At 39.2% G+C, this 13,046-nt stretch carries 10 protein-coding genes; all 10 read left to right on the forward strand.

Annotated features, from left to right (window positions below):
- The first annotated feature begins 177 nt into the window (after positions 1-177).
- Positions 178-564, forward strand: coding sequence for a helix-turn-helix domain-containing protein (locus tag HMPREF2571_RS09680; protein WP_013990163.1), 387 nt, complete (start codon positions 178-180; stop codon positions 562-564).
- Positions 565-698: 134 nt separating this feature from the next.
- Entirely contained in the window at positions 699-1,391 is a 693-nt protein-coding gene (locus HMPREF2571_RS09685; RefSeq protein ID WP_013990164.1) for a DUF6287 domain-containing protein, read from the forward strand.
- 64 nt (positions 1,392-1,455) lie between these two features.
- Positions 1,456-1,746, forward strand: a complete 291-nt coding sequence (locus HMPREF2571_RS09690; RefSeq protein WP_002885564.1) for a hypothetical protein — start codon at positions 1,456-1,458, stop codon at positions 1,744-1,746.
- 286 nt (positions 1,747-2,032) lie between these two features.
- Positions 2,033-4,615 carry an SH3 domain-containing protein gene (locus HMPREF2571_RS09695; protein WP_070848024.1) on the forward strand — a complete coding sequence of 861 codons (2,583 nt, stop codon included), beginning with the start codon at positions 2,033-2,035 and terminating at the stop codon, positions 4,613-4,615.
- A 202-nt stretch (positions 4,616-4,817) separates the two neighbouring features.
- Positions 4,818-5,570: a response regulator transcription factor gene (locus HMPREF2571_RS09700; protein WP_002886759.1), complete on the forward strand. Its 753-nt coding sequence runs from the start codon at positions 4,818-4,820 to the stop codon at positions 5,568-5,570.
- A gap of 134 nt (positions 5,571-5,704) precedes the next feature.
- Positions 5,705-6,370, forward strand: a complete 666-nt coding sequence (locus HMPREF2571_RS09705; RefSeq protein WP_045772181.1) for a DUF6287 domain-containing protein — start codon at positions 5,705-5,707, stop codon at positions 6,368-6,370.
- 242 nt (positions 6,371-6,612) lie between these two features.
- Positions 6,613-7,347, forward strand: a complete 735-nt coding sequence (locus HMPREF2571_RS09710) for a response regulator transcription factor (protein WP_002886762.1) — start codon at positions 6,613-6,615, stop codon at positions 7,345-7,347.
- Entirely contained in the window at positions 7,344-8,663 is a 1,320-nt protein-coding gene (locus HMPREF2571_RS09715) for a sensor histidine kinase (RefSeq protein WP_070848026.1), read from the forward strand. Before HMPREF2571_RS09710 ends, HMPREF2571_RS09715 begins: the two co-directional genes overlap by 4 nt.
- A gap of 97 nt (positions 8,664-8,760) precedes the next feature.
- The gene (locus HMPREF2571_RS09720) at positions 8,761-9,327 is read left to right on the forward strand and encodes a transcriptional regulator (protein ID WP_013990168.1); all 567 of its coding nucleotides are present in this window, start codon (positions 8,761-8,763) and stop codon (positions 9,325-9,327) included.
- 290 nt (positions 9,328-9,617) lie between these two features.
- A partial coding sequence (ldcB, locus tag HMPREF2571_RS09725; RefSeq protein ID WP_070848029.1) for an LD-carboxypeptidase LdcB/DacB occupies positions 9,618-13,046 on the forward strand: 3,429 nt, incomplete at its 3' end.

A 13,046-nucleotide genomic window follows, 5' to 3' on the forward strand; every position in this document is an offset into this window, starting at 1 on the left:
GTAGCAGAGGCTTTCAGCCGAAGAGCAAGCTACCTGTTCTCACGGGTAGTTTTGACTTGTAAGCGGTATTGAAAGTAATAATTATTTTTCATTTCACAATTGAAATAGTGAATATTGGGTGGTATACTATTACAAATCATAAAAATTATAATAGTTTCAAGTAATAGGGAGCTAGCGATGTTTGGACAAGACTTTGGTCATCGGTTAAGAGAGTTGAGATTAGCACAAGGACTCACTAAAGAAAAATTTTGTGAAGGGAATGAGGTTTTATCAGTACGACAATTGACACGTATAGAGACAGGGAAGTCTCAACCTAAACTAGAAACCTTAGAGCACTTGGCAAGACGTCTGAATATATCTTTATCGGAATTGCTTGGAGAGAGAGCTATAGGCTCAAAGTTGCCGGTAGAATACCTCAATCTCAAATATCAATTGATGCATGCGACTAGTTTAGATAAGCCAAATAACCTAATGAAACTAGACGAAAAGCTGGCTAGATTATTAGGAGATACCTCTTTAGCTGACATCATGTCAGAGAAAATGAGAGATGCTATGAAAGAATAGAGCAGGACATACGTGTCCTTTTTTTTTTAAATATGCAGTATATTAGATTCATAAGAAGAACTAAAGAATATAACTTATTCATCGAGATTTTTGAAAATGACACAGTCTAAAATAGAGTATTAAGGAGAATTATTATGAAACCTGCTACAAAACGTTTCACAACTTTAACCGCACTCGCTTTAACTTCCGTTCTATTACTTGGTGCATGTGGTAATAACAAGAAGGAAGCCACATTAACATCGAGCTCTAGTAAGGTTAGTCAGAAAGTGAAATCGACAAAACCATCTTCAAAAGAAAAAGCGAAGAAGTCTGAGAAAAAGACAAAATCTTCTAGTTCAGAAGAAGTCTCAAAAGAAACCTCTGGAGAAAAGAATTCACAACCATCAGCCGGAAATGTTGCTGGATCTACTCAACAAGAAGTTGCCCCAACAAATCCTAGTGAAGAAACAGCCGGAGTAAATCAAGGAACGACGACAGAACAACCAGCCGCTTCAGCGGAACAAACACCAGCTACCACAGCAGTGGATGTTACAGCAATGGCTAATGGTGATTTCTCTAGTGTTGCTGGTACCTATCAAAATGACTTAGGGGACACAATTACAGTATCCCCATCCGGTAGTGTAACCCGTGTTGGTGCTGAAAGTGGTTATAGTGATACAAGTAGTCAGCTCTTTAATGGTTTTGCTCAAGATGGCGGTTATGTAGCAGGTTTTGCTCATAATGATGGACCAACCAGTGACCCAATTTTCTTTGATAGTAATGGACAGATTCGTTTCGGTTCTGATGCGATATATGGTCGGATGCATGTTTACAATAAATTAGATTAATGGTATTGTCCCTCGGTACTTAAGAAAAGGAAATTACAAGTAGTAGAAGGAGTACGCTTTAAAAATGTCTCAAAAAGAACATGGAGAAGTGAGAAGTACTAGTGGTACCTTAAAGGGGACCTATCACTATTTGGATTCTCCCAGTCCTCATTTGTTTCCGTTTGTCTTTATTAGTAACGTAACAGATAGCCTTCAGATGTTTCGCGTGTGTAAGAATGGTAAGCCAATTGCCTTTCCATTACTTCTACCAAATCAGTATAAAATTGTTTACATTAAGGACTTTCAAAATGTTAGCTCCTGCGATGAGATTACAGTGACTGAACATTTAGAAGAATACATCTATGATGAATCATAGTTAGACTAGATTGATACCTATAGTCAAATCAACCCAGAATGAATTAATTAATCTATTCAGATTTGCTTAATGTGTCAAGGAATTAGATGTAGCAAAAGCCCTCAGGTAGCCCCTTTGGGCTTTTCTTAATCATAGTTATCTGAAAGAATTAGCTATCAATTTTCTACAAAATAAAGTTTAGTAATAATATTGAAATAATTGTAAAAAATATTTCAAAGAGGTATAATAGAAATGTGAAAACGGTTCCAATTTTTATCAAACAGCCTAGAAAGTGAGAGTGATCAAAATGAGAAAGGCATATGTTTTTAAGGAACGTCAACGTTACTCAATACGTAAATATTCTTTTGGAGCTGCATCAGTCTTGATTGGTGCGAGCTTGATGCTTGGTGGACATGCTTTGGCTCAGGAACAAGCCAATAGCACAGGTTCCATCACGGACTATGAAGTTACTGTAAATAATTCTGAAGCACCCCAAATTGACCAAGCAACTTCAGAAGCTGTTACCGATGTCCTCGATCAACCAGCCTCAAGATCAGAAGTGCCAAGACCTAAGCTTGCCAGCAGTGAAGTTGCTTCTTCTGAAGCTAGTAGTGTAGTGGCTAGCGAGGTTGCTTCTTTGGAAGTACCGGCAGAGGTTGCTCATTCTGCATCTGCAGTTGCTTCTGTTGCGAGCTCAGAGGTGGCTAGCCCACGTTCTGAAGTGTCATCAGTAGCTAGCTCTGAAGTAGCTAGTGAAACTGACCGTTCAGCGATGTCAGAAGCAGTGGAAGTTAGACCTACTGACCGTGAAGCTGTCGATACTAGTCTTCGTACTGTCTTAACTAATGCTAGTCAGCCAGGTGTAGATGGTCCTGTGACTGCTGATGGTTCTCTTGATATTCCATCAAACGGTACTTTTTATTTCCGTCGCACAACTGAAATTCGTACAGCTCCAGTCATGGATATCAAACCTACTTTCGTCTTTAGTGCAGGTGACCATGTTATCTATGATAAGGTCTTGAAGAGAGATGATCATCAATGGATTTCTTACATTGGTTACGATTATGAACGCTACTACGCTGATATCGCAGCTTTGAAGGCCGAAAATACTAGTAGCACCACTGAAGCGACTAGAGATGAAACCATCCCTGAGCGTGGTACTTATTACTTCACTAAACCTGCAGATGTGAAGAACCAACCTAGCTTGACTGCTAAGACTGAGTTCAATTTTGATCCAGGTATGTCAGTCAACTACGATAGATCTTTGCTTGCGGACAACCACCGTTGGATTTCTTACACTTCGTACAGTGGTACTCGTCGTTACGTCGACTTAGGTGCTGTTGCAGAGGCTGTAGCTAAACCAAGAGGCGATATCGCTATTGAAAGCCATGACAATGGTGACTTTAGTGTAGTTATCAGTAATGTTTCAGACCAAAACGGTGTCCTCGGGGTATCTGTTCCAATCTGGTCTGAAAAGAATGGTCAAGATGATATCATCTGGTACAATGCGACTCGTCTTAACAACGGTAACTACAAGGTTAACGTCAGCCTAACTGACCACAAGAATGAACGTGGTCTCTACAATGTTCATCTTTACTATGTTGAAACTAATGGTAAATTGGTTGGTGTTGGTGGCACAACTTACACAGTTCCTGCCAAGGTTGAAGAAACTCATACAACTACTAGCTATAGCCTTCCTGACTCAGGAACTTACACCTTCAAAGAACGCACTGGCATTAAGGCAGAACCTCGTGTGGCAAGCCCAGAGTTGGCCTACTACGATGCTGGTATGTCAGTCAACTATGACAAGATTGTCAGTGGTGATGGTTATGAATGGCTTTCTTACCTCAGCTACAATGGTAACCGACGTTATGTAGCTGTGGCTAAACTTGCTCAACAAGAAAGCAAACCAAGCGGTACTATCAATATTGAAAACCTCTCTAACCTCGGTTTTGACGTTCATATCACTAATGTTTCTGGTGGTGACAAGGCTATTCAAGGCGTAAGTGTTCCAGTTTGGACAGCTAAAGACGGCCAAGACGACCTTGTATGGCACCAAGCTAGCAGACAAAGTGATGGTAGCTACAAGGTTCGTGTCAATGTTAGTGACCATAAGGCTGAAGCAGGTGAATACATTGTCCATCTCTACTATGTCCAAGATGGTAAAATGGTAGGTATCGGAGGCACTAGCACAACTGTTCCAGTTCAAAATGCAACTCGCCACAACCTTCCAGCTTCAGGTTCATATACCTTTACCGCTCGTACTGGCATCAAGACTCAACCTTTGGTAGCCAATCCAGATGTTAGCTACTATGATTCAGGCATGTCAGTCAACTATGACAAGGTTGTCAATAATGACGGCTATACATGGCTTTCTTATCTCAGCTATTCAGGACATCGTTTCTATGTGGCTATCGCACCAACGAGTGTGACTAAACCTGTAGAACAACCTGTTCAACCAAGCACACCATCATCTGGTACCTATACTTTCAAGGAACGCTCTAGTATTAAAGCAGAACCAAGTGTAGCGAGTCCAGAGTTGGCTTACTATGATGCTGGTATGTCCGTTAACTATGACAGATTGGTGACCACAGATGGTCACACATGGCTCTCTTATGTTAGTTATGGAGGCAACCGCCGTTACATTGCTATTGATGGTAAGGCAACAGCAGTTGCTCAACCAGCAAGTCCAAGCCTAGCTGCAACTGGTACTTATACCTTTACCAAACCTAGCTCTATCAAGGCTCAACCAAGTGTTGCTAGTCCAGAGTTAGCCTACTATGATAAAGGCATGTCCGTTCGCTATGACAAGGTCCTTACAGCCGATGGACACACATGGTTATCTTATACGACTTATAGTGGTGCAAGACGCTATGTGGATATTTCTTAAGAGTTGTAACATCACTCTCTTTTGAGGGTGGTGTTTTTTTAGTTTCAAGAGTTGAATCAATATATTGTTCAATATGCTTTAGAAACATTTGCTGTAAATTAGCGAAAGTTATAAAATCAAGGTGAAAGTATAGGATTCGTTCTATGAGTAACTAGCATCTTAAGTTATAGAATAAGGATGTTGTAATTAGAGGTGTTCAATTATGTTAGATATTTTTGTTTTAGAAGAAGATTATTTTCAACAAGCTCGTCTTGAGGATGCTATCCACAAGTCTAAACAAATATATATTTTAAGAATTGGGAAGGTTGATTTATACGATAAACCCAATCAATTATTAGAGCGTATTACGGAAAGGGGCTCGCATTTACTGTTTTTTCTAGATATTGGATCTGACAGTGATGTCGAAGGGGGAATATTGGTTGCTCAACAGATTCGTGAGCGAGATCCGTATGCAAGTATTGTTTTCATCACAGCACATCCCGAACTCCTACCTTCAACCTTTCAGTATCGCTTAGCTGCACTTGATTTTATTGACAAGAATTTGCCTGATATTGAATATGAAGATAGGATTATTTCTGATATTGGATTAGCACTTTCTAAAAATGGTCTGAGCCAAATAGAGTGTGCTTTTACTATAGATACAAAGAATGCAACTATACAAGTTCCTTTTCATAAGATTCTCTATTTTGAAACATCTCCAACGGTTCATAAGGTAATTCTTCATACAACAGAAGAGCAAATTGAGTTCTATGGTCAATTATCAAAAGTTGTAAAACAAGATTGCAGACTATATAAATGCCATAAATCATTTGTTGTAAATCCCGAAAACATTGTGAGATTGGACAAAGAATTAGGTGTTATTTATTTTGAAAACGGAGAGTCATGCTTGGTTTCGAAAGCTAAACAAAAAGAGATTGTTGCTAAGATGCTTGTTCCAAAATCCATGGCAGTTTGATGTATATAGTATTTTTATTTTAAATGTTATTTTCTGATTATGACGAAAAAACGACTGTTTATGACTTCAATGAAAAATTTAGCTTTCTATATATTATAATAATCTCGTAAATTATCAGAAAAGGAATCTCACTCATGAAAAATACAAGTAAACTTATTGGTATCCTATCAGCTCTAATTGTAGTTATCCTTGCTGTCTTCTTGGTGACTAAGTTTAATAGTCATGAGTCAGCGCGTGTTAGCACAAGTAGTAGCCCAGCTAAAACGGTTAAGAAATCATCTTCAAGCTCAAGCAAAGCTGTTAAGAAGGATAAGAAATCAGCTCAATCATCAACTTCAGCAGTTTCAAATGAAGAAAATGACAATCAGGCTTCAGCAGTAGCACCTAAAGCTTCTTCTCAAGAACAAGCTCAAGCAGGAACTGCAGATGGCGGACAAGTGGCTGAAGCAGCAGCTGAATCAGACAAGGTTAAATCTGAAAAGAATACAAATAATAGTCAATCATCGCTTGACTTTGGTGCCCTTGATAATGGTGATATTAGCTCTCTTGTGGGAACTTGGACTAATGCGAATGGTGAATCAGTTACAATTAACGCTGATGGTACAATTATTAAAAACTCAACAGGTTATACTGCTCAATTGAAGCCTCAAAGAGTTTCAGATAATATTTTTTATGCAGGAGTATTCTCAGATACAAGCTCAGCTGCATTGAGAGCGATTTCTGGAGGTAGTAACGGCTCTGATTACCTTGTTATTGGTCAAGACCAAACTGCTGAAGGTTTCCCTTATTATCGTAACTAGTACGAAAAAAGATTGCTATTTATGAACTGCACCCCAAAAGTTAGACAGATAAAATCTAACTTTGTGGGGTGTTTTTTAATTGATTGAAGTGAAAAATGTTACAAACTATTGTCTTTTTTGTAACAAAAATGTAAAATAAGTAAAGAGAACAATAAATCTCATTTTGAATAAGAGGGATTCGTTTATTAAAGGAACTGCTCCACCTTGGATCTATCTTAAGATTATGCTAGAGGAGTTATGTTATGCTTAACATCTATGTTTTAGAGGATCATTTTATCCAACAAAATCGTATTGAAGAGGTTATTCATACGATTCTTAAGAAAAATAACATTAAAGTGGGCGACTTTGAGGTTTTTGACAAACCCAATCAACTGTTAGACTTTATTACCGAGCGAGGGTCTCATCAGCTCTTTTTCCTAGACATTCAGATTAAAGACGATACTAAAAAAGGCTTGGAAGTTGCAAAGCAGATTCGCAAGAGTGACCCCTATGCCAATATTGTTTTCTTCACGACTCATTCAGAGTATCTTCCCTTAACTTTTCAATACCAACTGGCAGCTCTAGACTTTATTGACAAGTCTTTGGAGGGCGAGGACTTTCAAAAGCGTCTGGAAAGTATTATCTTATTAACCTGCAAAAAGATACAGAGTCAGAATCCAGAAGACGCTTTTCGGATTGAGAATGTTAAGACCGTTATTCAGGTTCCCTTTCATGATATCTTGTACTTTGAGACCTCGGATATCGTCCACAAGGTTATCCTTTATACTAAAGAGGAGCAGATTGAGTTTTATGGCAGTCTCTCTCAAATTGAAAAGAGTGACCCTAGACTGTTTAAATGTCATAAGTCCTTCCTAGTTAATCCAGAAAATATCATCAAATTAGATAAAAGTACGGGGACGGTCTATTTTGAAAATGGTGGCGTTTGCTATGTTTCAAAGTTGAAACTAAAGAAATTACTTGAGAGAATTAGCCTATGACAGCGATTAATTTTGTGTTGGATAATCTAGACTTTTTAGCGGAGATTATCCTCTTTATTCTCATTTATCAATATATTACCTCCGAGAAGATAAAGCTAAGATGGTATATCATCATCCCCTTGATTATCCGATTTTTGTTTGTGCTTTCTCCAGTCCTATCCTATGTTTTAGGGCATGCCTTCTTGGTTGTTTATTCCCTTTACAGAAATCGTTATGGCAATAGGTTATTAGATATTTTCTATGGCTTGTTTCCAATCGTCATAGAAAGTCTTGTTCACAATCTTATTATTTATGGGATTGCCTTAGTCATCAATCGACATTATCTGATTGTGCTGAATCATTTTCATTTAAACCTTGTCACTGAGTTGCCAGTCTTTCCTGTGTTTTGGTTAATCATTAAGACCTTAAAAGTAGATTTCAAAGCGCTGAACTATGGTTTTAGAAAGTCATTTTCAAAGTACTTTTTATTGCTTATAGATATATCAATGTTATCTTATGCCCTCCTTCTCCAATATATTACCTTTTTTGTGCAACAGATCCCTGGAGGAAGAGATTGGCATGTTTATCTCGTGGTGACCTATGCTTTACTCTTTCTTGCGACCCTTGTTTACATTAATGCGACTTTCAGCGAAAGACTAAAAGAAGAAGTCCTACTCCAAAAAGATAGGCAAATGAGTGATTTGGCTCATTATAGTCAACAAATCGAGCAACTCTATACTGATCTTCGTCGATTTAGGCATGATTACTTAAATATCTTGTCTAGTATCAAATATGGCATTGACTCCAAAGATATAGCTATCATTTCCGATATCTACGATAACATCCTTGAAAAAACAAAGACTCGGATTGAGGGGAAACAGTACGAAATTGCCAACTTGATTAATATTAAAGATGAAGCCGTTAAAGGTGTCTTGGCTAGTAAAGTCTTGGAAGCACAAGAGCAGTCTATTACCGTTCACCTTGAGGTCAGCGACGTCTTTGAAGTATCGAGGATGGAATTGTTGGATTTCATAACAGTGCTATCCATTTTTTTGGATAATGCTATTGAGGCTAGTTTGGATAGCATTACTAAAGAAGTAACCATTGCTCTTATCAGTAGCGATACAAAGGTAGTAATAGTAGAGAATACCATTGCTCAAGAATCTATCAATACAGTCGGCATCTTTAAACTTGGTCGCTCAAGTAAAGGAGAAGGACGTGGTATAGGTTTGTCCACTGTTCGAGAGATTTTAGGGAAGTATCCTAATTGTTCTTTGTCAACACAATCTAAAGACTATCGTTTTAAACAGACACTAAAAATAGAAGATGTGGTCTGACTATGACGGAAAAAACACAGTTTATGACTTCAATGAAAAATTTAACTGTCTATATATTATAATAACCTAGTAAATTATCAGAAAAGGAATATCACTCATGAAAAATACAAGTAAACTCATTGGTATCCTATCAGCTCTAATTGTAGTTATCCTTGCTGTCTTCTTAGTGACTATGTTTAATAGTCATGAGTCGGCGCGTGTTAACACAAGTAGTAGCCCAGCCAAGACGGTCAAGAAATCATCTTCAAGCTCAAGTAAAGCTGTTAAGAAGGATAAGAAAACAGCTCAATCATCATCTTCAGCAGTTTCAAATGAAGAAAATGACAATCAGGCTTCAGCAGTAGCACCTAAAGCTTCTTCTCAAAAACAAGCTCAAGCAGGAACTACAGATGGTGGACAAGTGGTTGAATCTACAACACCAGCTTCTCAAGTTGGAGGAGTTGAAGGTGGTCGAGGTGCATGGACAGCAACTTCTGGAACATTGACACTTGATGAGGAAACACCTGTTTATGCTGCTCCAGATAAAGATAGCGGAGCAGTTTCTACACTTCCTGCCGGAGATGTTGACTGGGATAAATATGAAATTTTACCTGATGGAAACTGGTATAGTTTTGTTAAGAATGGCCAACGTTATTATATTTCATATTCAGATGTAGGACATTGATAAATGATTTAAAAAGCAAACATGATAACTCGTATAAAGTTATCATGTTTTTTATGTTTCCCTCTACTTTTCCTAACAAAATTACGAATAAATAAGTATGGCTTGCTTCGGCTTTCGATTATGACAAAAATCGGACAGTTTATGATTTAAGTGGGAACAAGCCAAATAAATTTGGTATACTAATGGGTAAGTGAGAAATATTTAGTAATATTCTGTAAAGTACTTGTAATATTTGTCACCGAGTGTTACAATCAACCTGTAACATCAATTCGATAGAGAGAATAATTGATATGAAACGAGAAAAATTTTTACACGAACAACAACGTTTTTCCATTCGTAAATATTCATTTGGGGCAGCATCAGTTCTTTTAGGAGCTAGTTTGGTCTTTGCGGGGCAAGCTTTGGCTGATGAGCATCATGAGGTTTCAACACCTTCAGATGCTTCTTTGCGTGCTATCTCAGATAGTGATGCTGTGACAGCAGCTGATATTTTCAGTGGTGTAGCAACAGATGGGTCAGCGTCAAGTGAGAAAGCTAGCCAAGTCTCAACAACTAGTCAAACCGCCAGTGAAACTGCCACTAGCGAGGCTACGAGTGAAGTGAGTGCTAGTACCTCACAAGTAGCAGATAAAACTTCTGAATCAACAGTTGCCAGCTCAGAAGCCACAAGTGGTACAAATACTTCGTCTGAAACAGCTACTAACTTTGATGTATCTGCCTTAACGAGAGCAGCTGTCAATACTAGTTTGGTGAGCCAACCGGCTACAACTACAGCAAGCGACCTCCCAAGCCAAGGAACTTATGTCTACAAGGAACGTACAGAGGTTAAGAATCAACCTAAGGTTTCTGCCAAGGCTGAATTTTATGTAAATCCAGGGGATAGCGTCTTTTACGATCAAGTCGTGACAGCTGATGGTTACCAATGGATTAGCTACAAATCATACTCTGGTGTGCGTCGTTATGCTCCAGTGAAACCAGTGGCAGCTGGTAGTGGTAACGGTAATAGTGGTAATGGGGATGGCAAACCTTCTAATGGCGCTCAAGCCACAACAGGTGCTTTGAATATCCCAGCGACAGGAACTTACTACTTTACACGTGACACAAATATTAAGAAGGAACCAAAAGCAGATCTCAAACCTACTTTTGTTTTCGGCAAGGGTGACCATGTCATCTATGATAAAGTTTTGACAGCTGATAATCACCAATGGATTTCTTACCTTGGTTATGACTATGTTCGCTATTATGCCGATATTGCGACTTTGACACCAGCCAAAGCTGAAACACCAACTGTTAAACCAACAGAAACTAATCAAGCAAAACCAGAAACTACTGGTGCTGAAAAGCTTCCAGCAAGTGGTACTTATAATGTGACACGTAGCTTGAATGTTAAAAACGAACCTAAGGCTTCTGCAGATACACTTTACACCTTGGAAAAAGGCTACAAAGTGAACTATGACAAGGTATTGACTGCGGATAACCACCAATGGATTTCTTACGTTAGTTACAGTGGTACACGTCGTTATGTGGATATTGCGGCTTTGAAAACGACTGAGTCTAAACCGGTGGCTCCTAAAGATGGGGTTAAACCTGCTCCAAAACCTGAACTTACGCCAGAGAAAACTACTGATAATTCAGAAGTGACAGAAGTACTTGAAATCCCAGACAAAGGGACTTACCACTTTAAGAAAACTGCTAATGTGAAATCTGAACCTAAAGTTTCCTCTAAGACTGAATTTACTTTCGAAGATGGTGATTCCTTGTCATATGATAAGGTTATGTTGGCAGATGGTCACCAATGGATTTCTTACAAGAGTTTTAGTGGTGCTCGTCGCTATGTTGATATTGCTAAAGTAGAGGTTAGTCAAGACAAAGCTGGTACTACAACAAGCGAGTCAGATCTTAAACCAAACCAACCGGTTGCTTCAGAGAATGTTAAACCAGTAGATAATAAGCCTATGGAAACCAAACCAGTCGATAAACCGGCTGAAAAACCAGCAGTGACAGGAGCTGATAAACTTCCTTCAAGTGGGCGTTACAACTTTACTAAGACTGTAGATGTTAAGGACGAACCAAAGGTGTCAGCCAAGACTGAGTTTGTTTTTATGAATGGCGATTCTGTCTTTTATGATAAGGTTTTGACAGCGGACAATCATCAATGGATTTCTTATGTCAGCTACAGTGGTAAACGTCGTTATGTTGATGTTGCGACTGTGAAAGTAACAACAAACAAGCCAGTTGAGTCTAAACCGACTGAAAATAAACTTACCGGTAAGCTTAACATTGAAAATATGACTGAAAATGGCTTTGATGTGGTTATTACTGAAGTTTCAGGTGCTGGTAAGGCTATCCAGGAAGTACTTGTTCCTGTCTGGTCTGATAAAGACGGTCAAGACGACCTCAAATGGCCATCTGCAAGTAAACAAGCAGATGGTAGCTACAAGACACATGTATCTATCAGCGATCACAAGAATAATCGTGGTGACTACACTGTTCACCTCTACTATAAGATTGAAGGTAAACTTCAAGGTGTTGGTGGCACTCATACCAGTGTTCCAGTTCTTCAAGATCTTAGCCACCAATTGACCAATAACGGTTCTTACTACAGTGTTCGTGGTAAATACGATGATATTATCATTGTCAATAAAAAACATGGTCTTTCTAAGGACTATAACCCAGGTGAGAATCCTACAGCTAAGGCGGCTTTTGTTCGTCTTCGTGACGATATGATTAACCAAGGTTTGAATGTTGGACGTTCATACAGTGGTTTCCGTTCTTATGACTATCAAAAGACTCTTTACGATAACTATGTTAGCCGTGATGGTCAGGCAGCTGCGGACCGTTACTCAGCTCGTCCTGGATATAGTGAACATCAAACTGGTTTGGTCTTTGATTTGACCGATAAATCTGGTAATTTGCTTGAAGATTCACGTGCTAGCCAATGGCTTAAAGACAATGCACATAACTATGGCTTTATCGTGCGTTTCCAAGCAGGTAAAGAAGCTTCAACTGGCTACATGCCAGAAGCATGGCACATCCGCTATGTGGGTAAAGAAGCTAAAGACATCCACGATTCAGGTTTGAGTTTGGAAGAATACTTCGGTATCGAAGGTGGTGATTATGCTGCTAGCAGCAAACCTGCTGAAAGTAAACCAGCCACTACAGGTGCTATCAACCTTCCAGCGACAGGAACTTATACCTTTACAGGTCGTGCGTCAATCAAGGCAGAAGCTAAGGTTTCAAGTCCAGAGTTGGCCTACTATGACAAGGGTATGAGTGTAAACTACGATAAGGTTCTCACAGCCGATGGCCGTCAATGGCTTTCATACGTGACAGCAAGTGGTAACCGTCGTTATGTTGATATTGCAGCGGCCAAGGCAGAAGCTAAGCCAGAAACAAAACCAGTTGCGAAACCAGCGAATAACCCAAGTCTCCCAGAATCAGGCACTTATACTTTCACAGGTCGTGCGTCAATTAAGGCAGAAGCTAAGGTTTCAAGTCCAGAGTTGGCCTACTATGACAAGGGTATGAGTGTAAACTACGATAAGGTTCTCACAGCCGATGGCCGTCAATGGCTTTCATACGTGACAGCAAGTGGTAACCGTCGTTATGTTGATATTGCAGTAGCTAAGACAGAAGTAAGTCAACCAGCCGCAAACCCAAGTCTCCCAGAATCAGGTCGTTATACCTTCACAGGTCGTGCGTCAATCAAGGCAGAAGCT

Origin of the sequence: Streptococcus sp. HMSC068F04 (assembly GCF_001837455.1) — a bacterium.
In the GTDB taxonomy this organism is placed as follows: domain Bacteria; phylum Bacillota; class Bacilli; order Lactobacillales; family Streptococcaceae; genus Streptococcus; species Streptococcus salivarius_D.